This window comes from Sediminihabitans luteus (genome assembly GCF_002797595.1).
GTDB lineage: Bacteria > Actinomycetota > Actinomycetes > Actinomycetales > Cellulomonadaceae > Paraoerskovia > Paraoerskovia lutea.
This window is the reverse complement of sequence record NZ_PGFE01000004.1, coordinates 76761-98026: the sequence shown is the minus strand read 5'-3', so window position 1 is coordinate 98026 and position 21266 is coordinate 76761. Positions and strand designations below refer to the sequence as shown.

The 21266-nt window shown below is 73.2% G+C and carries 23 protein-coding genes; 10 read left to right on the top strand and 13 right to left on the bottom strand.

The features are described from left to right. Nucleotides 1-43 precede the first annotated feature (43 nt). Both CLV28_RS11965 and CLV28_RS11960 read left to right on the top strand, forming a co-directional pair. On the top strand, nt 44-487 hold the full coding sequence (locus CLV28_RS11965) for a MarR family winged helix-turn-helix transcriptional regulator (protein ID WP_100423562.1): 444 nt from the start codon (nt 44-46) through the stop codon (nt 485-487). Nucleotides 488-772: 285 nt separating this feature from the next. Then, nucleotides 773-2104 (top strand): MATE family efflux transporter, encoded by a 1332-nt coding sequence (locus CLV28_RS11960; RefSeq protein WP_244900160.1) that lies wholly within the window; start codon nt 773-775, stop codon nt 2102-2104. Nucleotides 2105-2302: 198 nt separating this feature from the next. Here CLV28_RS11960 and CLV28_RS11955 read toward each other — a convergent pair whose 3' ends face one another. Both CLV28_RS11955 and CLV28_RS11950 read right to left on the bottom strand, forming a co-directional pair. Beyond that, entirely contained in the window at nt 2303-2767 is a 465-nt protein-coding gene (locus tag CLV28_RS11955; protein WP_100423560.1) for a MarR family winged helix-turn-helix transcriptional regulator, read from the bottom strand. Between the two features lie 37 nt (nt 2768-2804). After that, nucleotides 2805-3566 carry an isoprenyl transferase gene (locus tag CLV28_RS11950; RefSeq protein WP_100423559.1) on the bottom strand — a complete coding sequence of 254 codons (762 nt, stop codon included), beginning with the start codon at nt 3564-3566 and terminating at the stop codon, nt 2805-2807. 179 nt (nt 3567-3745) lie between these two features. On the opposite strand from CLV28_RS11950, the gene trhA reads away from it, so the two are divergent. Next, a complete protein-coding gene (gene trhA / locus CLV28_RS11945; RefSeq protein ID WP_100423558.1) occupies nt 3746-4447 on the top strand; it encodes a PAQR family membrane homeostasis protein TrhA in 702 nt (233 codons plus the stop codon). 57 nt (nt 4448-4504) lie between these two features. Further along, nucleotides 4505-5323 carry a nucleotidyltransferase domain-containing protein gene (locus tag CLV28_RS11940; protein WP_239073218.1) on the top strand — a complete coding sequence of 273 codons (819 nt, stop codon included), beginning with the start codon at nt 4505-4507 and terminating at the stop codon, nt 5321-5323. Here CLV28_RS11940 and CLV28_RS11935 read toward each other — a convergent pair. From CLV28_RS11935 to mca, 3 genes are read right to left on the bottom strand one after another with little or no spacing between them, the layout of a single operon-like run. Beyond that, nucleotides 5299-6099 (bottom strand): carbon-nitrogen hydrolase family protein, encoded by an 801-nt coding sequence (locus tag CLV28_RS11935; RefSeq protein WP_203968171.1) that lies wholly within the window; start codon nt 6097-6099, stop codon nt 5299-5301. The genes CLV28_RS11940 and CLV28_RS11935 overlap by 25 nt on opposite strands. Nucleotide 6100: 1 nt before the next feature. Beyond that, nucleotides 6101-6529 carry a hypothetical protein gene (locus tag CLV28_RS11930; RefSeq protein ID WP_100423556.1) on the bottom strand — a complete coding sequence of 143 codons (429 nt, stop codon included), beginning with the start codon at nt 6527-6529 and terminating at the stop codon, nt 6101-6103. After that, the gene (gene mca, locus CLV28_RS11925) at nt 6526-7404 is read right to left on the bottom strand and encodes a mycothiol conjugate amidase Mca (RefSeq protein ID WP_100423736.1); all 879 of its coding nucleotides are present in this window, start codon (nt 7402-7404) and stop codon (nt 6526-6528) included. The genes CLV28_RS11930 and mca overlap by 4 nt, the downstream gene beginning before the upstream one ends. Nucleotides 7405-7573: 169 nt before the next feature. Between mca and CLV28_RS11920 the strand changes: the two genes are divergently transcribed. Both CLV28_RS11920 and greA read left to right on the top strand, forming a co-directional pair. After that, nucleotides 7574-8053, top strand: coding sequence for a DUF4307 domain-containing protein (locus CLV28_RS11920; RefSeq protein ID WP_100423555.1), 480 nt, complete (start codon nt 7574-7576; stop codon nt 8051-8053). Nucleotides 8054-8438: 385 nt separating this feature from the next. After that, on the top strand, nt 8439-8921 hold the full coding sequence (gene greA / locus CLV28_RS11915; RefSeq protein WP_100423554.1) for a transcription elongation factor GreA: 483 nt from the start codon (nt 8439-8441) through the stop codon (nt 8919-8921). 77 nt (nt 8922-8998) lie between these two features. Here greA and ilvA read toward each other — a convergent pair whose 3' ends face one another. Both ilvA and CLV28_RS11905 read right to left on the bottom strand, forming a co-directional pair. Continuing rightward, entirely contained in the window at nt 8999-10225 is a 1227-nt protein-coding gene (gene ilvA, locus CLV28_RS11910; RefSeq protein WP_100423553.1) for a threonine ammonia-lyase, read from the bottom strand. Continuing rightward, a complete protein-coding gene (locus tag CLV28_RS11905; RefSeq protein ID WP_239073217.1) occupies nt 10222-11529 on the bottom strand; it encodes an AI-2E family transporter in 1308 nt (435 codons plus the stop codon). The genes ilvA and CLV28_RS11905 overlap by 4 nt, the downstream gene beginning before the upstream one ends. A gap of 130 nt (nt 11530-11659) precedes the next feature. Between CLV28_RS11905 and msrA the strand changes: the two genes are divergently transcribed. After that, nucleotides 11660-12331, top strand: coding sequence for a peptide-methionine (S)-S-oxide reductase MsrA (gene msrA / locus CLV28_RS11900; protein ID WP_100423552.1), 672 nt, complete (start codon nt 11660-11662; stop codon nt 12329-12331). Between the two features lie 211 nt (nt 12332-12542). Further along, entirely contained in the window at nt 12543-12809 is a 267-nt protein-coding gene (locus CLV28_RS11895; protein ID WP_100423551.1) for a hypothetical protein, read from the top strand. A 72-nt stretch (nt 12810-12881) separates the two neighbouring features. On the opposite strand, the gene CLV28_RS11890 is transcribed toward CLV28_RS11895, so the two are convergent. The 3 genes from CLV28_RS11890 to CLV28_RS11880 all read right to left on the bottom strand — a co-directional run bounded on the left by CLV28_RS11890 (nt 12882) and on the right by CLV28_RS11880 (nt 17707). Beyond that, nucleotides 12882-13859: a glycoside hydrolase family 19 protein gene (locus CLV28_RS11890; protein WP_170062668.1), complete on the bottom strand. Its 978-nt coding sequence runs from the start codon at nt 13857-13859 to the stop codon at nt 12882-12884. A gap of 203 nt (nt 13860-14062) precedes the next feature. After that, nucleotides 14063-16525 carry an Ig-like domain-containing protein gene (locus tag CLV28_RS15850; protein ID WP_203968170.1) on the bottom strand — a complete coding sequence of 821 codons (2463 nt, stop codon included), beginning with the start codon at nt 16523-16525 and terminating at the stop codon, nt 14063-14065. A 159-nt stretch (nt 16526-16684) separates the two neighbouring features. Beyond that, nucleotides 16685-17707, bottom strand: coding sequence for a LysR substrate-binding domain-containing protein (locus CLV28_RS11880; RefSeq protein ID WP_100423550.1), 1023 nt, complete (start codon nt 17705-17707; stop codon nt 16685-16687). A 60-nt stretch (nt 17708-17767) separates the two neighbouring features. Here CLV28_RS11880 and CLV28_RS11875 point away from each other — a divergent pair, with 60 nt between their 5' ends. After that, entirely contained in the window at nt 17768-18196 is a 429-nt protein-coding gene (locus tag CLV28_RS11875; RefSeq protein WP_100423549.1) for a DUF5997 family protein, read from the top strand. A gap of 3 nt (nt 18197-18199) precedes the next feature. On the opposite strand, the gene CLV28_RS11870 is transcribed toward CLV28_RS11875, so the two are convergent. Beyond that, nucleotides 18200-18550 carry an Rdx family protein gene (locus CLV28_RS11870; protein ID WP_239073216.1) on the bottom strand — a complete coding sequence of 117 codons (351 nt, stop codon included), beginning with the start codon at nt 18548-18550 and terminating at the stop codon, nt 18200-18202. Nucleotides 18551-18606: 56 nt separating this feature from the next. On the opposite strand from CLV28_RS11870, the gene CLV28_RS11865 reads away from it, so the two are divergent. Next, nucleotides 18607-19800 carry a class I SAM-dependent methyltransferase gene (locus tag CLV28_RS11865; RefSeq protein ID WP_100423548.1) on the top strand — a complete coding sequence of 398 codons (1194 nt, stop codon included), beginning with the start codon at nt 18607-18609 and terminating at the stop codon, nt 19798-19800. A 40-nt stretch (nt 19801-19840) separates the two neighbouring features. Here CLV28_RS11865 and CLV28_RS11860 read toward each other — a convergent pair whose 3' ends face one another. Both CLV28_RS11860 and CLV28_RS11855 read right to left on the bottom strand, forming a co-directional pair. Then, nucleotides 19841-20245 (bottom strand): FKBP-type peptidyl-prolyl cis-trans isomerase, encoded by a 405-nt coding sequence (locus CLV28_RS11860; protein ID WP_100423547.1) that lies wholly within the window; start codon nt 20243-20245, stop codon nt 19841-19843. Nucleotides 20246-20345: 100 nt separating this feature from the next. Beyond that, nucleotides 20346-21230 (bottom strand): Bax inhibitor-1/YccA family protein, encoded by an 885-nt coding sequence (locus CLV28_RS11855; RefSeq protein WP_100423546.1) that lies wholly within the window; start codon nt 21228-21230, stop codon nt 20346-20348. Nucleotides 21231-21266: the final 36 nt, after the last annotated feature.

The window sequence follows — 21266 nt, the reverse complement described above, 5'->3', positions numbered from 1 at the left end:
GGTCTCGTTGACAGTTAGAAGTCAAACAGTTAGAGTTCTAATCATGAGCGAGGACGAGACCCGGTTCGACACGCCCCTCGGCCTGCTGCGCTGGATCAGCTGGGCGCAGATGCAGGCCGGCGAGGAGTGGGTCCGCGAGCGCGGGCTCACCCGGGAGCAGGCCTTCGTGCTCGGCTATCTCGTCAAGAACCCCGGCGCGATCCAGCGCGACATCGCGCAGGTCAGCCGCACGACGCCCGCGAGCGTCTCGAGCCTCCTGCAGGGGCTCGAGCGCCGCGGCCTCGTCGAACGCCGCACCGAGCCCGGCGACGTGCGCAGCAAGCGCGTGCACGCGACCCCCGAGGGGGCCGCGCTCGTCGCCGGGTTCGAACCCGCCGTCGCGGCGATCGAGGAGAAGATCCTCGCGCCCCTCGACGCGACCGAGCGCGCCCAGCTGCACGAGCTGCTGCGCCGGATCACGGCGGCGCTCCCGCCGCCCACGCGCTGACGCGCCCTGATGCTGCCCGTTCTCAGTCGCTGACCGTTCCCCGACCGCCCCGCGCGGCCGCACCACCCTCACCCCACATCGCCATGCCCTGACGCGCCGCTCCCCCGGCGTGCGCCGCGGCCTGCCCGGATGGAGCACGCCATGACCTCCCTCACCCCTGAGACACACGCCCCTGAGACACACGCCCCTGCGACACCTGCAGCCAAGGCCCCTGCCCCGGGCACCAACCGCTGGTACCTGTCGACCGCGCCGATCCTCAGCGCTCTCGCACACCTGTGCATCCCTATGGCCGCCGCGATGATCGTCGGCGCGCTCTACAACGTCATCAACGCAGGGTTCGTCGGCTCCCAGCACGACACCGCGCTGCTCGCCGCGATCACGCTCGGCACCCCGCTCCTCGGCCTCGTGATGGGGGTCGGCGGCATGTTCGGCGTCGGCGGCGGCGCGCTCGTCTCGCGCCTGCTCGGCGAGTCCGAGCAGGACCCGTCCCGGGCGGCCGGCATCCGCGGCGTCACCTCGACGTCGTTCTGGGGCGCCGTCGCCACGGGCGCCGCGCTCGCCCTCGGCGGCCTGCTGCTGCTCGACCCGCTCGTGTCGCTCCTGGGCGCCGACGCCGCGACGCAGGACGCCACGACGTCGTACGTCATGGTCATGCTGCTGTTCGTCCCCGTGCTCGCAGGGGCGTTCTGCCTCGAGCAGCTCGTGCGCGCCGAGGGCGCCGCGCGGCAGGTCATGGTCGCGCTCGTGGGCTCGGCGGTGCTCAACGTGCTGCTCGACGCGCTCCTGATCCTCGTGCTGCACCAGGGCGCCGCGGGCGTGGCGCTCGCGACAGGCCTGTCCAACCTCGCGGTCGTCGGCTACTTCGCGCTGTGGCTGCACCGTCACAGCGAGCACACGAGCCTCGCCCCGCGCTGGTTCACCCTCGCGCCGACCGTGCTGCGGCCGGTGCTGGGCGTCGGCAGCAGCGAGCTGCTCCAGTCCGGGTTCCTGATCGTCACGTCGCTCGTGCTCAACAACCTCGCCGCAGCCTACGGCGACGGCCCGCTCGCGGCGATGGGCGTCGCGGTGCGCATCGCGCAGGTCCCCGAGTTCCTCGTCATGGGCGTCACGCTCGGCGTGCTGCCGCTGCTCGCCTACACGTTCGGCAAGGGCGACCGTGCGCGGATGCTCGCGGCACTGCGCGCCTCGGCACTCACGGTCGGAGCGGTCGTGCTGGTGTTCTCGACCACCGTGCTCGTGCTGCGCGAGCAGGTCTTCTCGATCTTCTCCGACGACGCCTCGTTGCTCTCGATCGGGGTCACGATCCTCACCGCCCAGCTCGTCGCGACCGTCGTCAACGGGTTCACCGGCCTCATGACGTCGCTGTTCCAGGCGACCGGGCGCGCGACGTCCGCGGTGACGATGTCCCTCGCGCAGGGCGTGCTGTTCATCCCGATCGTGCTGCTGGGCGACCACCTGTTCGGGATGCCCGGCATCATCTGGGCGCTCACGGTGACCGAGATCCTGGTGTTCGTCGTCGGTCTCGTGATGCTCGCGGTCTCGCGCCGCGGGATCGAGCGCGACCTCGCCGACGGGACCCCCGAGCGCGCGGAGGCCGTGCTCGAGACGGCCGGCTGACTCCCGCGCGGGCCGCGAGCTCGGCGCGCGGGCGGGCCAGGTCAGCCGCAGCCCACCGCTTGTGGTCCGCAGGTGCGCGGACGGAGCTCCGAGACCGGCGCACCGTCGACGATCCTGGACGGCGCAGCGGAGTCGCCGTACGGCGACACGAGTACCCGTCCGCGCCCGTCAGTGCCCGTCAGTACCCGTCAGTACCCGTCAGTACCCGCGCAGCTTGTCCGTCAGGCGTTGCAGCTCGGCGAGCTCGTCGTCGTCGAGCACCGCGCCCACGGCCGCGTCGATCGAACGCACGTGCCGACGGCCGATGCGCTTCTGCAGGCGCGAGCCCTCGGCGGTCAGCGCGACCACGGTGCCGCGGGCGTCGTCGGGCGCGGCGCGGCGCTCGACCAGACCGCGCTCGGCGAGACGGTCGACCATGCGGCTCAGCGACGGCTGGCTCAGCAGGATCCGTTCGTTGACGTCGCGCAGCCGGGCGGCGGCGTCCGGGAAGGTCGAGAGCGTGAACAGCACGTCGTACTCGCGCAGGCTCAGCTCGTCCCAGACGTCCTCGGCCTGGAACCTGCGCATGAGCGCGACCTGCGCGCGGAACAACGACTCCCAGGCCGCGGCGGAGCGGTGCGCGCGCGGCGTCAGCGCGGCGTCGTCGGGCAGGTCGGTCGACATGAGCCGATCCAACCACGGCACCGCGCGCCGGGGCGGGCTACCGCCCGAGCCGGCGCTCGCGCAGCGAGAACGCGCGCAGGGCGCGCAGGTAGTCGACGCGCCGGAAGTCGGGCCAGTGCGCCTCGCAGAAGTAGAACTCGGACTGCGCGCTCTGCCACAGCAGGAACCCGCTGAGCCGCTGCTCGCCCGAGGTGCGGATCAGCAGCTCCGGGTCGGGCTGACCCTTGGTGTACAGGTGGGCCTGGATGTGGTCGACGTCGACGATCTCGGCGACGTCCTCGAGCGAGCGCCCCTCGGCGGCCTGCTCGCGCAGGAGGTCGCGCACGGCGTCCGCGATCTCGTGCCGGCCGCCGTAGCCGATGGCCACGTTGACCTCGAGGCCCGCAACGTCGAGCGTGCTCTGCTCGGCCTCGCGCAGCGCGACCGCGACGCGCTCGGGCAGCAGGTCGATGCGACCCACGACGCGCACGCGCCAGCGCCCGCTCGCGGCGAGCGAACGCACGGCGTCCTCGATGATCGGCAGCAGCGCCGCGAGCTCCTGCGGCGAGCGCGAGAGGTTGTCGGTCGAGAGCATCCACAGCGTCACGACCTCGATGCCGAGCTCCTCGCTCCAGCCGAGGAAGTCCGCGATCTTGTCGGCGCCCCGGCGGTGCCCGTGCGCCGCGGGCTCGCCGAACGACTTGGCCCAGCGCCGGTTCCCGTCGAGGATCACCCCGACGTGGCGGGGCATCTCGGACGCGTCGATCGACGCCGCGAGCCGCCGCTCGTAGAGGTTGTACAGCGGGTGGGGCAGGCGCACGGCGTTCCTTCGGTCGTCCGGTGGATCGGGGCAACGGTACCGGAGCGCCGCGCGCCGCCGGACGACGTCGGGCAGGCTGGCACACAACATTCACACCGGGGGTCGCAAACCTACGGTGGCGTAACCTACGATTCCGTAGGTAGGGGTCGGCACGCGCCCCCGACGACGCGAGGAGCACCGTGAACGACGAGAACCGCGAGAGCGCACCGGAGACCCTGCGCGAGGTCGTCGCGGACGTCGCTGCGGCCGTCAAGCCCCGCCTGCGCGGCTGGATCCACGCGGGTACGTTCCCGCTCGCGCTCGTCGCGTCGATCGTGCTCGTCGTCCTCGCCCCCACCACGGCCGGCAAGGTCTCGTGCGCGGTGTTCGGCGTCAGCGCGTGCCTGCTGTTCGGCACGAGCGCCGTCTACCACCGCGGCACCTGGTCGCCCCGCGTCGCCGCCGTGCTGCGGCGCGCCGACCACTCGAACATCTTCCTGATCATCGCCGGCACCTACACCCCGCTCGCGGTCCTGCTGCTCCCCCCGGACACCGCCCGGATCCTGCTGATCGTCGTGTGGTCCGGCGCCCTGCTCGGGCTCGCCGCACGCATCGTGTTCCTCAACGCACCCCGCTGGGTCTACGTGCCCATCTACGTCGCGCTCGGCTGGGTCGCCGTGTGGTTCCTGCCCGAGTTCGGCCGCGCCGGCGGCCCCGCCGTCATGTGGCTCGTGATCGCTGGCGGGCTCGCCTACACGCTCGGCGCCGTCGTCTACGGCATCAAGCGGCCCAATCCGAGCCCGCGCTGGTTCGGGTTCCACGAGGTGTTCCACTCGCTGACGGTGGTCGGGTACGTCTGCCACTTCACGGCGATCGCGCTCGCGGTCGCCGCGACGAGCTGATCCGGCCGCACCGCAATTCGTTGTCCCTCAGAGCGTGATCGCTGCGACGATCGACCCGTGCGAGAGACCATCACGACCATGGCCGGCCGGCTCGTCGACGTCCCGGGCGTCGTCGGCGTCATGCTCGGCGGCAGCCGCGCCCGCGGCGAGCACCGACCCGACTCCGACTGGGACCTCGGCGTCTACTACCGCGGGCCGCTCGACCTCGACGCGCTGCAGGCGCTCGCCGGGCCAGAGGTCGAGATCGCCGGGCCGGGGTCGTGGGGTCCGTGGGTCGACGGCGGCGCCTGGCTGGTCGTCGACGGCACCCCCGTCGACTGGATCCTGCGGGACCTCGACCGCGTCGAGCAGGTCTGGGCCGACTGCCGCGCGGGCCGCTTCGAGGTGGGCACCCAGGTGGGGCACCCGCTCGGGTTCTGGTCGCCCTGCTACGCCGGGGAGGTCGCGCTCGGGCAGGTCCTCGCCGACCCGACGGGCACGCTGACCGACCTCCGGGCGTCAGCCCGCTACCCCGAGCCGCTGCGCGAGGCCCTCGTCGCCGCGGCGTGGGAGGCGTCGTTCCTCGTCGGCTCCGCGACCAAGGGCGCCGCCCGCGCCGACACCCTCTACGTCGCGCTCTGCCTCGCGCGCGCCGTCGGCGTGCTCGTGCAGTCGCTGCACGCCGCGCACGGCCGGTGGTGCCTCAACGAGAAGGGCGCGCTCGACGTCGCCGGAGCCCTGCCCGGCACACCGCCGGGCTTCGCCGACCGCGCACGTGCCCTGCTCGGCACCCTCGGGAGCACGCCGGAGCAGCTCGCCGCGACCGTCGAGGCCGCGCGCACGCTCGTCGACGAGGTGCGTGCGGGGCTGCCTCAGCCCCGCGGCACGACCGCGTAGCGCCGGTTCGCGAGCGACGGGTTGCGCTCGCGCACCGCGGCGAGCTCGGCCGGGTCGAGGTCGGCCGTGCGGATCTCGGGGTCGGTCCCGAGCTCGAGACCCACCTCGCCGTCCGGGCCGACGAGCAGCGACCGGCCCGTGACACCCCGGCCCACCTGCCCGACCGCCACGACGACCGCCGTGTTCTCGATCGCCCGCGCCCGCGCGAGCGTGCGCCACTGGTCGGCCTTGCCCGGCCCCGCGGCCCACGCCGCAGGCACGAGCAGGACGTCGGCCCCGGCGTCGACGAGCCGGCGCGCCGACTCGGGGAACCGCAGGTCGTAGCAGGTCATGACGCCGAACCGCAGCTCGCCGACGTCGAGCACGAGCGGCGGGGCGTCCACCGGACCGGGCTCGAGGCGGTCGGACTCGCGGTGCCCGAACGCGTCGTAGAGGTGCACCTTGCGGTAGGCGCCTACGAGCTCGCCCGTCGCGTCGACCGCGACCACCGCGTTGACCGCGCGATCCGGGGACGCGCCCGGGAGCGTCGTCCCCGCGACCACCGCGGTGCCGTGCGCGCGGGCCTTCTCGCGCAGCATCGTCACGAACGGCCCGTCGAGCGGCTCGGCGTGCTCGCGCCCCACCCCGGCGGGGTCGTACCCCGAGGCGTACTCGGGCAGCACGAGCAGCTGCGAGCGCACGGCGGCGGCCGTGCGGAACGCGGTCGCCACGACGTGCCGGTTCGCGGCGTGGTCGTCCGAGACCGCGAGCTGCCCGAGCGAGACCCGCACGCTCACGTCAGGCCCGCCCCGCCGGCGGGTCGTCGGTGCCGGACGGGTCGTCGGTGCCGGAGGCGTCGCCGCCGTCACGAGCCTTGCCGTCCCGGCCCTCGCCCTCACCGTCGGACGACGGACCGGCCGCGGCACCGTCGTCCGCCCCCGTCGTCGTCGTGGGAGCGTCGCTCAGCGCCTCGGCCGAGGCCGCGACCTCCCGCTCGCGGCGCACGCGGTCGTTGTGCGTCGCGCGCCGCATGTGCTTGGTCATCGACAGGAACAGGAACACCGCGGCGACCGCGACCGCGAAGATCGCGAGGAACCCGACGAGGCCCGGCGAGACCTGGTACGGGTCGAGCTGGGGCTGGAGCGGGTCGGGCGACCCGCTCGGGGACGGCGTGGGCGTGACCGCCGCGAGCCCGGAGAGCAGGCTCGCCGTCGCGTGCGCGATCATGCGGCGTCGCCCGGACGCAGGCCCGCGAACAGGTCGGTCTCGTACTCGCCGTCGGCGCGGTCGACGCGCACGCGGGACTCCGCGAGCTCGTACTCCTCCCACGGCCAGACCTCGAGCTCGAAGTCGCGCGGGATCGCGAAGAAGAACCCGGCGGGGTCGATCTGCGTCGCGTGCGCGCGCAGGGCCGCGTCGCGCTGGTCGGTGAAGCCCGCGATCTCGATGCGCGTGGTGACCTCGCGCTCGGGGATCTCGCGCGCCTCGCGGCGCTCGACCCACTCGCCGAACGGCGACTCGATGCCCGCCGCGACGCACGCCTCGTGCACCGCACGGATGCGGTTCATCGAGAAGTCGTGGTTGTAGTAGAGCTTGCTCGGGGTCCAGGCCGGCGCCCCGCCGTCCACCACGTAGCGCTCCGGGTCGCCCGCCGCGGCGAACGCCTCGAACGACACGTCGTGGCACTTGATGTGGTCGGGGTGCGGGTACCCGCCCGACGGGTCGTACGTCGTGATGACGTGCGGGCGGAACTCGCGCACGAGCTCGACGAGCGGCGCGGCCGCCTCCTCGAGCGGCACGAGGCCGAAGCAGCCCTCGGGCAGCGGCGGCAGCGGGTCGCCCTCGGGCAGCCCGGAGTCGACGAACCCGAGCCAGTGCTGGCGCACGCCGAGCGCGGCGGCGGCAGCGGCCATCTCGTCGCGGCGCAGCGCCGCCATCTCCTCGGGCGTGCCGGGGGCCTCGCCGAACGACGGGTTGAGGATGTCGCCGCGTTCGCCGCCCGTGCAGGTCACGACCAGCACCTCGACCCCCTCGGCCGCGTAGCGCGCGGTGGTCGCGGCACCCTTGCTCGACTCGTCGTCGGGGTGCGCGTGCACCGCCATGAGTCGCAGCGGGTCGCCGCCTGCGGTCGTGGGTGCTGCGGGGGCCTGCTCGGCCACGGTGTCCTCCTCGGGTCCGGAGCGCCCGATGATCGGGGCGCGACGAAGGTCAGGCACAATGATCGCGCACCCTGCACCGCCCCGCGTACCCGCACGAGCACTGGTTGATCACATGGACCGCAGCACGCCCGACCCCGAGACCACCGACCAGCACGCGCCCGGCGCCGAGGCTCCCGCGCCGGCCCTGCCCGCGGGCCGCTACGGCGTCGCCCCCGGCTCGCGCCCGGGCCTGCGGGTCGGACGACGCGTGGTCAGCTGGTACGCGGTCGCGATCACGGTCTTCTGCGTGCTGGGCACGGCCGTGGTCGCGTGGATCGCGGTCGACAACGCGACCGGCTCGGTCGAGTGGAAGGGCTACGGGTTCGAGGTCGTCTCGCCCGAGCAGGTCGACGTCACGTTCGACGTGACCATGGAGCCCGGGTCGGTCGCGACCTGCACGATCGACGCGATGAACCCGTCGTTCGCGCAGGTCGGGTCGATCGACGTCACCGTCGGACCGAACGAGGCCCGCACCGCGCGCTACACCGTGAGTGTCGCGACGTCCGAGGAGGCCACGACCGGGAACGTGACGGTCTGCGACCTGGCCGACTGAGGCCCGGGCGGGCGCGTTCCGGGGACGGCACCTCGCCCTCGGTCGAGCCCGATGCCGCGCGAGCGTCACGTTCCGGCCCTCTCATGGACTCCGGAAGGGGCCCGATCGTGGCGCTCGCTGCTGGTGGGCAGGCACGAACGGGCGTGTCGGACCGCGGACGCGCGGTCCCCGCACCGTGCCCGAACACGCCCGGGACCGGCGCTCCGCCGCGCCGATCCGCCGATTTGGTACCCTGTGGGATTCCGACGCCGCCCCTGACGTGGCCGACGACCGCTGACGAGCGGGGCCACGCGGCGCACCTGCGCCATCGACCGGACCGGACGGGCACCCACCCGCACGACCGCGAGAGCGCGCGCCCCGACGCATCATCTGAAAGGAGCGACCCGTGACCGAGACCCCTGTCACCTGGCTGACCCAGGAGGCGTACGACCGCCTGAAGTCCGAGCTGGACCAGCTGTCCGGCGAGGGCCGTGTCGAGATCGCCGAGCGCATCGCCGCCGCGCGCGACGAGGGCGACCTCAAGGAGAACGGCGGCTACCACGCCGCGCGCGAGGAGCAGGCCAAGAACGAGGCACGCATCCGTGAGCTCACCGAGAAGCTCCGCAGCGTGCAGATCGGCACGCCCGCGGACGACGGCCTGGTCGAGCCCGGCATGGTCGTGACCGCGAACGTCGCGGGCGACCCCATGACGTTCCTGCTCGGCTCGCGCGAGATCGGCGAGGGCACCGACCTCAAGGTCTACTCGCCGACCTCCCCGCTGGGTGCCGCGATCAACGGCAAGTCCGTGGGTGACACCACGTCGTACGCCGCCCCGAGCGGCGCCGAGATCGCGGTCGAGATCCTCGAGGCCAAGCCCTACGCGGGCTGACCCCACCCGCACCGACGACGGCCGGTGACCGCGCCCCCGAGGCGCTGGTCACCGGCCGTCGTCGTCCCCGGAGCCGATCAGGTCGCGACCACCCGGTAGCCGGCGGCGCGGAGCCGGTCGACCACGAGGTCGCAGTGCTCGGGCCCCTTGGTCTCGAGCTGCATCTGCACCCACGCCTCGTCGATCGACAGGTCGATGTCGGTGCGCGCGTGGTCGATGTGCATGATGTTCCCGCCCGCGCCCGCGATGGCCTCGAGCAGCCCGGCAAGAGCGCCAGGTCGGTCGTCGAGCCGCACACGCAGCTGCAGGTAGCGGCCCGCGGCGGCGAGACCGTGCCGCAGCGCGCGCAGCAGCACGAGCGGGTCGACGTTGCCGCCCGAGAGCACGGGCACGACCGTCCCGCCGCCGCTGAACGCCGCAGGGTCGGCCAGGAGCGCCGCGACGCCCACGGCCCCCGCGGGCTCGACCACGAGCTTGGCGCGCTCGGCGACCATGAGCAGCGCGCGCGACGTCTCCTCCTCGGTCACGGTGCGCACCTCGACGCCCAGGCGGTCGAGCGCCTCGAACGTGACCCGGCCGGGCGTCCCGACCGCGATGCCGTCGGCCATCGTCGACTGCAGGCGCACGCTCGTGGGCCGACCCGCCTCGAGCGACACCGGCCACGACGCGGCCCGCACGGCCTGCACCGCGACGACCCGCACGTGCGGCGCACGCTCCGCGAGCGCCGTCGCGATCCCGGCCACGAGACCGCCGCCGCCGAGCGGGACGAGGACGGTGCCGACGTCCGGCACCTGCTCGAGGATCTCGAGGCCCACGGTCCCCTGGCCCGCGATGACGTCGACGTGGTCGAAGGGGTGGATCATGACGGCGCCCGTGCGCTCGGCCTCGCCCGCGGCGGCGGCGAGGGCCTCGTCGACGGTCGACCCGACGAGCCGGACCTCGGCGCCGTACTCGCGCGTCGCGGCGACCTTGGGCAGGGCGGCGTCCTCGGGCATGTAGACAACGGCGCGGATGCCGAGCTCGGCGGCGCCGAGCGCGACGCCCTGCGCGTGGTTGCCCGCGCTGGCCGCGACCACGCCGCGCGCCTTCTCGGCGTCGCTCAGCCGGGCCATGCGCACGTACGCGCCGCGCACCTTGAACGAGCCGGAGCGCTGGAGGTTCTCGCACTTGAGCAGCACGCGCACGCCCGCGAGCTCGCTCAGGGCGCGCGTGGTGTGCACGGGGGTGCGGTAGGCGACGCCGTCGAGGGTGCGGGCGGCGTCCTCGACGTCGGCGAGGGTCGCAGGGTGGACGGCGGGGCTCACCGACGTCGTCCGGGCGGGGCCTTGCGCTGCGCGCGAAGGTCATCCTCGACGTCCTGCACGACGCGGGCCGGCGCGGACGCGACGGTATGCCCGCGGACCACGACGTGGTCGTCCGTGCCGAGCTCGGGGAACTTGTCGTGCCCGTGGAAGTACAGGATCACGGTGTTGAGCACCGCGGCGACGGGCACGGCGAACAGCGCGCCGACGATCCCGGCGGTGAACCCGCCCGCGGCGACCGCGAGCAGCACCGCGACCGGGTGCAGCGACAGCGCGTGGCCCATGAGGAACGGCTGCAGCACGTGCCCCTCGATCTGCTGCACGAGCAGCACCACGCCCAGCATGATCAGCGCCGTGACCCAGCCGTTCGCGACGAGCGCGACGAGCACCGCGACGGTGCCGCTCAGGAGCGCACCGACGATCGGGACGAACGCGCCCATGAACACCAGGATCGCGAGCGGCACCGCGAGCGGGACCCCGAGGATCGCCGCACCGACGCCGATGCCGACCGAGTCGACGAACGCGACCAGGATCTGCGTGCGCGTGTACGCCGAGAGGGTCACGAAGCCGCGGCGACCCGCCTGGTGCACGGAGTCGCGCGAGCGCTCGGGCAGCAGGCCCACGACCCAGCCCCAGATCATCCGCCCGTCGTACAGGAAGAAGAACGTGCAGAACAGCGCGATGACGGCGCCCGCGAGGACGTGCCCGACCGTCGTGGCGGCGCCCAGCGCGCCCGAGACGACCGGGCCGTCCGAGCCGAGGAACTGCGACGAGAAGTCGTCGAGGTAGCCGCTGAGGTCGGAGGCGTTGATGTGCAGCGGCGGGCCCGAGAGCCACGACAGGAACTCGTCGAACCCGGCCTTCGCCTGGTCGGCGAGGTCCTGGAACCCTGCGACGATCGTGCTGCCCGCGAGCACGATCAGGCCGATCACGAGCAGCAGCGTGCCGATCAGCGCGGTGCCCGCCGCGAGGCTGCGGCCGAACCGCAGACGCCGCTCCAGGAACAGCTTGACCGGCATGAGCAGCACCGTGAGCAGCACCGCGACCGCGACCGGCACGGCGATGACCTCGACCTTGGCGAGCAGGAAGAACCCGACGGCGACCGCCACCACGATCAGCAGCAGGTTCCACGACCACGCGGCCGCGGTGCGCACCGACGGCGGCAGCGCGTTCGTGCCGTGCAGCACCTGCTCGGTGGCGTCGGGCGCAGGCAGGGGCGCGGTGGGCGGGGTCGGCCGGGAGCGGCCCCGGCGACGCATCACGAGGCACCCCCGGAGGTCGCCGGCAGCACGCGGGCGGGTCGGCATGGGTTCACCCCGACAGGGTACGGCCGGGGCGCGCGACCCGCGCGGAGCCTCGCGGGAACACCCGCCGACCGGACCGCGTTGCGCAGGTGTGCGCCGGCGACCCGGCCGGCGGCACGTACGGAGGTCATCAATGTTCGAGGCACTGTTCGGCTCGTCGCTCAAGACCCAGATGGTCGCCCCCGAGAAGGCGCTCGCCGGCCGGGACACCCCGCCCGACGTCGTCCCCGGCACGCACGCCGTGCTCGGCACCCCGCTCCAGGGCCCGTGGCCCGAGGGCACGCGCGTGATCTACCTCGGCCTCGGCTGCTTCTGGGGCGCCGAGAAGGCGTTCTGGCAGCTCCCCGGCGTCGTGACGACGGCGGTCGGGTACCAGGGCGGGTACACCCCGCACCCCACCTACGAAGAGGTGTGCACGGCCCGCACCGGGCACACCGAGACCGTCATGGTCGCGTACGACCCGCAGGTCGTCTCGGACGCCGAGATCCTGCGCGCGTTCTGGGAGGAGCACGACCCGACCCAGGGGTTCCGCCAGGGCAACGACGTCGGCACGCAGTACCGCTCGGCCGTGTACTGGACCACGCCCGAGCAGGAGAAGGTCGTGCGCGAGACGCACGAGACGTTCGCCGCGAAGCTCGCCGCGAGCGGGTACGGCGCGATCACGACCGAGCTGCGCCCGGCCGACGAGGCCGGGCAGTTCTACTACGCCGAGGGGTACCACCAGCAGTACCTGCACAAGAACCCCGCTGGCTATTGCCCGACGCACTCGACGGGCGTCGCCTGCCCCGTGCCGGCCGAGGGCTGACGGCGCGTCGCCGGGCTGCGGCACCAGGAATCACGTCGCAGCCCGGCACGCGCGGGTGCCACACTCGGACCGTGCACAGGAGCGCCCCGGCAGACGCGGCAGCGGTGAGCGCCGCCCACGCGCTTGCCTGCATCCGGTCGGACCGGTGGCACATGGTCGCCGCCCTGCACGATGCCCCGGAGGGACGCGTATCCCGAAGCAGATCAAGATCATGAACGAGTACGCCGTCACGTGGCCCCTGTGGAACGAGGCGGGGCCCGCCGAACCTGGCGAGCTCCCGGTGTCCGAGTCGACGTCGGCGAGGCTCCGGTCCTGGGCGCGCCTGTTCAACGACCACTCCGACTGGGAGTCCGGCTGGGACGACACCGAGCTGGTCGAGCCGCACCGGCTCGAGGCGCACACGCTGCTTCGTCTGGTCCAGGACGAGGTGGGTGACGGCGACGACGTGCGCCTGCACCTCTGGGAGACCGACCTCTAGAGCCCGGCGACCGAGGCCCCGCGCGCTCGCCGGGTCCCCGTCATCGGGAGACCCGGCGAGCGTACGGTCCGGTCAGCAGGTCAGGCCGGAGCCCGGCGCGACGCCCAGCACCTCGACGATGCGCTCGTAGCGCGCGACGCGGCTCGCGACCGACGCCGGGTTGCCGCCGTCGCACTCGAGCGCCCCGTTGAGCGAGTTGATGGTCTGGCCGAACCCGGCGCCGCTGACCATCGCCTCGTGCGACGTCATGACGCCGGGGCCGTTCTGCGTGTTCCAGTACCAGAGCGCGGTCGCCCAGGCGACGGCCGGGTCGCGCTCGACGAGCCACGGGTCGTTCAGCAGGTCGAGGCCGAGGGACTTGCCGGCGGCGTCGTAGTTGAAGTTCCAGCTGAACATGATCGGCCCGCGGCCGTAGTACGCCTCCTGGCCCGCGGGGCAGCCGAACGGCTGGGAGTAGTCGCACTTGATCCAGTAGTTGGCCGCGTTGATCTCCTTGACGTACCGCAGCCCGACCGACTCGAAGTCGGCGTGCGTGAGGAACGCGGCGGCCTCCTGCGTGCGGGTCGTGCGCGTGCCCGTGCTCGCGAACTGCGGGTAGGCGTTGAGGGCCTCGACGAGACCCTCGTAGGTGTAGAACGGGTCGCGGTTCGGGAAGATCTCGTCGAACTGCTCGGCGCTCACCACGAAGTCCGAGGTGCCCCCGGTGCACGCCCCGGCGTCGACCCACACCGACGTCGTGCCCGGCGTCTCGCGCTGGGTCCACCACCGCGCGGTCCAGTTGTGCCCGTGGTGCGAGACGACGCTCCCCCCGCCGTACGCCGTCGTCTCCCCGAACCCGGGGGCGCAGGTGGCGGACGCCGCAGCCGGGCTCGGTCCCGAGGGCGCGGCGCTCGCCGCGGCGGGGACGAGAGCGACCGCCGTGAGCGCGGCGAGCGCGGCGGCGACGATGCGGGTCGCGCGTCGGCGGCCAGCGCCGACCCTGATCGTCAGGCCCGTGCTCGTCAGGCCGGTGGTCGTCAGGCTCGTGGTCGTTCGGTCGGTCCTGCGCATGCTGGAACCCCCTGGTTCGTCGTGGCGCCTCGTCGCGCCGTCCGCCAGGGTACCTACCGCACTATCGGCCGCAACCCGGCATCGGGAATCAACCAGACATCGGACATCGACCAGACATCACCAGGGCGACCAGACTTGCCGTGACGCACCGGTGGGGTGCGGTCGACGACCGCACCCCACCGGGTGTCGCTGCTCTCGCGGGGTCAGCGCCCGAACGAGCTCAGCATCTTGAGGATCTGCGCGATGAGCGCGTTGATCGCTGCCTGCACATCGAACTTCGCGGGCTTGAGCGGCGTCGCGGGGGTCGTGACCGCGGCGGGCGCGTTGTCGACCGTGACCTCGACGGTCGCGCTCGACTTGTTGCCGACCGCGTCGTACGAGGTCACCTTGACCTGCGTGCGCGCACCGTCGACGAGCGCCGTGGTGTCGACCGTGAAGCCGAACTCGTTCGAGCCCGTGAACCACTGGCCCGACTTCTTGGCCCACGTGCCGTCGACGATCTGGTCGATCTCGACGTAGGTGCGCTCGGGGTGCGCCTCGACCTGCGACACGTCGAACGTGTGCGTGCCGCTGACCGTGCTCGCGGCCGGGACCGTGATCGCGGGGGCGGTGTTGTCGACGACGACCTCGGTCGACGCGCCGGACTTGTTGCCCGCCGCGTCGTACGACGTGACCTTGAGCTGCGTGCGCGCACCGTCGACGAGCGCGGTCGTGTCGACCGTGAACGCGAGGTCGTTGGTGCCGGTGAACCACTGGCCGGCCTTCTTGACCCACTTGCCGTCGACGATCTGGTCGATCTCGACGTAGGCGCGCTCGGGGTGCGCCTCGACCTGCGACACGGCGAACGTGTGCGTGCCGCCCACGAGGACCGGGCCCGCGGGGACCGAGATCACGGGGGCGGCGTTGTCGACGACGACCTCGACGGTCTTGGACACGCGGTGGCCCGCGGCGTCGACCGACGTGACCTTGAGCTGCGTGCGCACGCCGTCGGCGAGCGTCGCGGTGTCGACCGTGAAGCCGAGGTCGTTGACGCCCTCGAAGCGCTGACCGACCTTCTTGACCCACTTGCCGTCGGCGCCGATCTGGTCGATTTCGACGTACGACCAGTCCGGGTTGGCCTCGACCTGCGAGACGGCGAACGTGTGCGTTCCGCTCACGAGCACCGGGCCCGCCGGGACCGACAGCACGGGCGCGGTGTCGTCGACCGTGATGGTGCGCTCGGCGCCGCCCCAGTTGTCCGACGTGTCGTGCGCGCCGGCGCGGATCGTGTAGACCCCCTCGGGCAGACCTGCGGGGAGCTTCCAGCCGCCGTTCCACGCCGCCGAGGCGAGCGCGGTCGTGGCGGACGTCGAGCCGATGTTCTTGAAGAACCCGCCGTCCTTGTAGTACAGGTTCGCGGCGACGCGGCGCAGGCTCGTGTCGTCCGACGCGTCGATCTGGACGTCGCCCGCGGCGGCGCTCGTGACGACGGCGTCGGTCTCGGGCGTGACGATGCGCACGACCGGGCGGGTCGTGTCGGCGACCTTCTCGACCTCGAGCGTGAACGTCACGGTCGTGGAGTTGCCGAGCACGTCGGACACCACGAGCGTGTTGAGGCCCTCGACCGCACCGAACGTGCCGGGCTTGACCCCGTTGAGGTCGGACCACGCGTTGTCCGTGAGGTTCTTCTCGACGCCGTTGAGCGTGAGGCGGTCAACCTTGTTCGCGTCGTGCAGCTTGAACGACACGTTCCGGTAGACGCCGTCCGTGCCGTCCGACTCGGGCTTGACCGTGACCTCGGGGCCGGTCGTGTCGAGCGTGAACGTGACGGTCGTGGAGTTGCCCGCGACGTCGAACAGCACGAGCGTGTTGAGGCCCTCGACCGCGCCGAACGCGCCCGGCTTGACCCCGTTGAGGTCGGACCAGACGTTGTCCGTGAGGTCCTTCTCGACGCCGTTGAGCGTCAGACGGTCGACCTTGTTCGCGTCGTGCAGCTTGAACGACACGTTCCGGTAGACGCCGTCCGCACCCTCGGCGCCGTCCTTGACGGTCGCGTCCGGGCCGGTCGTGTCGAGCGTGAACACGAGCGTGGTCGCGTTGCCGAGCGCGTCGGTCACGACGAGCTTGTTGAGTCCCTCGACCGCACCGAACGTGCCGGGCTTGACGCCGTTGAGGTCGGACCAGACGTTGTCCGTGAGGTCCTTCTCGACGCCGTTGAGCGTCAGACGGTCGACCTTCGCGCCGTCGTGCAGCTTGAACGACACGTTCCGGTAGACGCCGTTCGCGCCGAGCGCGCCGTCCTTGACGGTGACCTGCGGCCCCGTCGTGTCGAGCGTGAACACGAGCGTGGTCGCGTTGCCGAGCGCGTCGGTCACGACGAGCGTGTTCGCGCCCTCGACCGCGCCGTAGACGCCGGGCTTGACGCCGTTGAGGTCGGACCACTGGTTCGCGGTGACCGGCTTGGGCGTGCCGTTGAGCGAGAGGCCGACGACCTTGTCGGCGTCGTGCAGCTTGAACGAGACCGAGCGGTAGCGGCCGTCCGTGCCGACCGACTCGGACTTGACGTCGATCGACGGGCCGGACGACTCGGCGGCGACGGCGGCGGGGGCGGCGACGATCCCGAACGCGGTCACGCAGGTGGCGGCGAGGGCGGTCGGCCCGAGCCAGAGCTTGCGACTGATGGGCATGGAGACTCCGTGCTGGCGGTGTGCAGAGGTAGTTGACGATTGAATCGTCAGTAGCACACTAACGAGCGGCACCCACACGGTTGCTCCCGGCAGCGGGTGAAAAGGGCGGCGTTGCGCGAATTCTCCGCTGACCGGCCGTAACGATCCCGTAACGACGGGTCAGCGGCCGCGGCGCGCGGCCCCGCCCTTGCCCGCGGGGCCGCCCTTGCCGCGCTTCGCGGCACCCTTCAGCCCGCCCTTGGCGCCCTTGGCCCCGCCCTTCACGCCGGACTTGGCGCCGGACTTGGCGCCGGACTTGGCCCCGGCCTTGCCGGACGGGCGCGGCCCGCCCTCGGCCCGGTACTGCGCCTTGCCCTGGGCGGCCCGCCGCGCCGCGGCGGTACGGGCGCCGGGCGACGCCGGCGCCTCGCCCCGGCCGCGCGCCGCACCCTTCTCCGGCGCCACGGTGCCCGCCGCCGCCTGCTGCTGCGCTCGCGGGCCGCGCGAGCTGTTCGCGGTGCGCCCCCGCACGATCCCGACGAGCTCCTGCACCAGGTCGGTCGTGCGGTCCGTCGCCCAGCCGAGCCCGACCGGCGCGAGCGGACCGTCCGCGACCTCCCGGTAGGTCACGTCCTTGCGGTGGTGCAGCCGCGCGAGCGACTTCGGCACCACGAGCACCCCGACGCCCGCGGCGACGAGCTCGACCGCGTCGGCCGTCGTCGCAGGACGCTCGGCGGCCGGCAGCCCCGGACGCTCGGGCGCGGCCGACGACGCGCCGTCGTCCGGGGCGCCGCCCTCCGCCCACGCGAGCACCGCGTCCAGCGGGTCGAGCACGATCTCGTCGTCGAGGTCCGCGAGCTCGACCTGCTCGTCCTCCTCGAGCGCCGCCAGCGTGTGCTCGCGCGAGACGACGACGACCGGCACCTCCGCGTACAGCGCGACCGCGCTCATGCACGAGCGGTCCACCGGGAGCCGCAGCAGCGCCGCGTCGAGGTCGCCCGCGAGCAGGTCCGCGCCCACGGCGTCGGCGCCCACGGGGACGAGGTCGAGCGCGACGTCGGGCAGACGCTCGCGCCACACACGGGCCCACTTGGCCGGGGTCGCGCCCGGCACGTAGCCGAGCCGGAACCGCTGCGCCGCGTCGTCGGTCGACGCCTCCGGGAGATCGGCCGCGGGGGTCTGGTCGTTCTCGGGGGCGCTCACCGCACAAGCGTACGGCGGCCCCGTCGCCCGGACCCCGCCCGGGGCCGATATCCTGGGGGCATGACCTCCTCGAACTCCTCGCAGACCATGAAGGCCGCCACGGCGGCGAAGAAGCTCGGGGTGTACCTGCCGGCCACGCCGCAGGAGTTCCAGGACTCGCTCGTCACGCGCGCCCAGCTCGACGAGCTCGAGAAGAACCCGCCCGAGTGGCTCGCCGAGCTGCGCCGCAACGGACCGCACCCGCGCCCCGTCGTCGCGGGCCGCCTCAACGTCTCGATCGCGGGCCTGACCCGCGGCGGCGCCGACGGGCCGCTCACGACCGACGAGATCAACGAGCTGCGCGACGACCCGCCCGCGTGGCTCGTGCGCGAGCGCGAGATCCAGGCGGGCGTGCGCGCCGAGGAGGAGCGCATCAAGGAGCGCGACGCCAAGGAGGCCCGCAAGAAGGCCCGGTCGGCGCCCGAGCAGGCACGCGCGACCAAGGACTGACGCTCAGACGCTCGGCTCGCCGTCGGGCGCGGACCCGGGCGCGGGCTCGCTCGGCGAGGCCTTGGCCGCCGCCCGGTCGGTGTGTCCGAGCGACATGCCCGGTGCCGCGACGTCCCGCACGCGCTGCTTGAGCATCGGGATCTCCGGGAACCCGCGCTGCACCGCGCGGTCCCACACGACCTCGCCGCCGACCTCGACGACGAACACCCCGCCCGTGCCCGGCACGAGCGTGACCCCGCCGAGCGCGGTCCCGAAGGTCGTCAGCAGCTCCTGCGCGATCCAGGAGGCGCGCAGCATCCAGCGGCACTGCGTGCAGTAGGTGATGCGCACGGTCGGTGCGTTCGTCTCGTCCACGGCCCCAGCCTGCCAGACGGTCGGGCGGCCCCGCCGCGAGCGGGGACAATGGTGGGGTGACCTCCCCCGCGCTCGAGTCCGTGTTCGCCTTCGTGCACCGCTACCCCGCCGCCGAGGACGGCACGCTCGTCGCGGTCGACGCGACCGACCGGCTCCTGCTCGACGAGGCCGCGGCCGACCTCGCGGCCGCCGGCCCGGGCGAGGTGGTCGTGGTCGACGACCGCTACGGCGCGCTCACGCTCGGCGCCGCCGCAGCGCACGACCTGCACGAGATCCGGGTACACCAGGACGTGCTGTCGGGCGAGATCGCGCTGGCCCGCAGCGCCGAGCGCGCCGGCCTCGCCGACCGCTACTCCTCGCACCCGCTCGGCCCCGAGGCGTTCGTCGGCGCGCGCGTCGTGCTGCTCCAGCTGCCCCGCTCGCTCGCCGCGCTCACCGAGATCGCCGAGACCATCGCGGCGTCCGCGCACCCGGACGTCGTCGTGTACGCGGGCGGGCGCCTCAAGCACATGACACGCGCCATGAACGACGTGCTCGCCGCGTCGTTCGAGGACGTCACCGCGTCGCTCGCGCGGCAGAAGTCCCGCGTGCTGGTCGCGCGCGGCCTGCACCCGACCGCGGGGGCGGCGTCCGACGCGGACGACGCAGCCCGGCCCGCGCCGTCCGGCCCGGTCACGGCCCACCTGGCCGGGATCGCGGTGGGACGGGGGAAGCGGATCGACCTCGACGTCGTCGCGCACGGGGCCGCGTTCGCGGGCGCCCAGCTCGACCTCGGCACGCGGTTCCTGCTCGAGAACCTCGCACCGCTCGACGACGCGCGCACCGCGGTCGACCTGGGGTGCGGCACGGGCGTGCTCGCGACCGCGTTCGCGCTCACGCACCCCGAGGCGCAGGTCGTGGCGACCGACGAGTCCGACGCCGCGGTGCGCTCGGCCGCCGCGACGGCCCGCGTCAACCGGGTCCGTGCACGCGTGCGCGTGCTGCGCGACGACGTCGGCTCGCAGCTCGACGACGCGAGCGCTGACGTGGTGCTGCTCAACCCGCCGTTCCACGTGGGCGCGGCGCTCGACACGGCGGCCGCGCACCGGATGTTCGACGCCGCCGCGCGGCTGCTGCGCCCGGGCGGCGAGCTGTGGGCGGTGTGGAACTCGCACCTGCGCTACAAGCCGGCGCTCTCACGCGCGGTGGGCCCGACCGAGGTGGTCGCGCAGAACCCGAAGTTCACGGTCACGCGCAGCACGCGCCGCTGACCGCCGCCCGTCCCTCGCGGGCCGGGCGGCGCGTCGGTGACTACTTGACGCCGACGACATCCACGACGAACACGAGCGTGTCGCCGCCGCCGATGCCGGCCTGCGGCACGCCGCGCATGCCGTAGCCGTGCTCCGGCGGGATCGACAGCAGCACGCGCGAGCCCGTGTTCTGGCCGACGAGACCCTTGTCCCAGCCGCCGATCACGGCGCCGACGCCGATCGGGAAGTCGATCGTGGCGCCACGGTCGTAGGAGTTGTCGAACATGCCGCCCTCCCACACCTGGCCGTAGTAGTTGACGACGATCGTGTCGCCCTTGGCGACCGTGCGGCCCGTGCCCTCCTCGAGCACCTTGACGTGCAGGCCGGCGGGCGCGCCGCCCTCGGGGAAGGTCAGGGTCGGCTTGTCGCCGAAGGTTCCGGTGGCCTCGGGCAGTGCGGTGCTCATGAGTGGTCCTCTCGGTCGGGGGTAGGTGCCCAGCCTACGACCGGAGCCCGGCCCCGACGGATGTCGGGACCGGGCTCCGGTCGGTGCTGAGGACGAGGTGCTAGTCGCGACCCTGCAGGATCGCGAACAGGCGCAGGAACTCGAGGTACAGCCAGATCAGCGTCACGAGGAGGCCGAACGCGGCCGACCACGCGTACCGTGCGGGCACGCCGCCCTCGACGCCCCGCTTGATCGAGTCGAAGTCCATGATGAGCGACGCCGAGGCGAGGCCCACCGCGACGAGGCTGATGAGGATCCCCCAGCCGCCCGAGCGCATGCCCCAGCCGTCCATGACGCCGGTCAGCAGCAGGACCAGGTTGACGAGCGAGAACGCGAGGTACCCGACCATGCCGATGAGCAGGAACTTCGTGAACTTGGGCGTGACGCGCACCTTGCCCGAGCGGAACAGCAGCAGCGCCGCGGCGAACGTGCAGACGGTCGCGATGATCGCGGACGGCACGACGCCGTTGAGCTGCTGGCCGTTGACCACGATGCTCGAGTAGTACTGGCTGATGCCGCCGAGGAACATGCCCTGCGCGACCGTGTACAGCATGATGAGCAGCGGGCTCGGCTCGCGCTTGAACGCGTTGACCAGGCCGAGCACGAGGCCCGCGATCATGCCGACGACGTACAGCTCGGGCGCGAGCACCCACGTCGCGGCACCGACCACGACGAGCAGCGCGAGCAGCCCACCGGTCTTGATGATGACGTCGTCGTAGGTGAGCCGCCTGGTGTCCGCGGTCGTGGCGGACGGCGCCTTGTACATCGCGTCGAGCGACGCGGCGTCGGCCCCGGCCGCACCCGCGGCACCGTACTGCGGTGCCGTCCCGTACTGCGGTGCCGTGCCGTACGCCGGAGCGCCCCCGGCGGGGCGCGCCTGGGCACCGGCCCGCTGCGCGTTCGGGTCTCCGAACACGGCGCTCTTGTTGAACACGGGGTTAGCCATCACTGCCCTCCTGGTCGCGGGGGCCGCGGCACCGCT

Bases quoted from the DNA above. Each gene is read 5' to 3' on its own strand.
- CLV28_RS11965 (WP_100423562.1), top strand. From the start codon at position 44: ATGAGCGAGGACGAGACCCGGTTCGACACGCCCCTCGGCCTGCTGCGC.
- CLV28_RS11905 (WP_239073217.1), bottom strand. From the start codon at position 11,529: ATGCCGACCCGCCCGCGTGCTGCCGGCGACCTCCGGGGGTGCCTCGTG.
- CLV28_RS11960 (WP_244900160.1), top strand. From the start codon at position 773: ATGGCCGCCGCGATGATCGTCGGCGCGCTCTACAACGTCATCAACGCA.
- CLV28_RS15850 (WP_203968170.1), bottom strand. From the start codon at position 16,525: ATGCCCATCAGTCGCAAGCTCTGGCTCGGGCCGACCGCCCTCGCCGCC.
- CLV28_RS11875 (WP_100423549.1), top strand. From the start codon at position 17,768: ATGACCTCCTCGAACTCCTCGCAGACCATGAAGGCCGCCACGGCGGCG.
- CLV28_RS11895 (WP_100423551.1), top strand. From the start codon at position 12,543: ATGAACGAGTACGCCGTCACGTGGCCCCTGTGGAACGAGGCGGGGCCC.
- msrA (WP_100423552.1), top strand. From the start codon at position 11,660: ATGTTCGAGGCACTGTTCGGCTCGTCGCTCAAGACCCAGATGGTCGCC.
- CLV28_RS11855 (WP_100423546.1), bottom strand. From the start codon at position 21,230: ATGGCTAACCCCGTGTTCAACAAGAGCGCCGTGTTCGGAGACCCGAAC.
- CLV28_RS11930 (WP_100423556.1), bottom strand. From the start codon at position 6,529: ATGATCGCGCACGCGACGGCGAGCCTGCTCTCCGGGCTCGCGGCGGTC.
- CLV28_RS11860 (WP_100423547.1), bottom strand. From the start codon at position 20,245: ATGAGCACCGCACTGCCCGAGGCCACCGGAACCTTCGGCGACAAGCCG.
- CLV28_RS11890 (WP_170062668.1), bottom strand. From the start codon at position 13,859: ATGCGCAGGACCGACCGAACGACCACGAGCCTGACGACCACCGGCCTG.
- CLV28_RS11955 (WP_100423560.1), bottom strand. From the start codon at position 2,767: ATGTCGACCGACCTGCCCGACGACGCCGCGCTGACGCCGCGCGCGCAC.
- CLV28_RS11920 (WP_100423555.1), top strand. From the start codon at position 7,574: ATGGACCGCAGCACGCCCGACCCCGAGACCACCGACCAGCACGCGCCC.
- mca (WP_100423736.1), bottom strand. From the start codon at position 7,404: ATGGCGGTGCACGCGCACCCCGACGACGAGTCGAGCAAGGGTGCCGCG.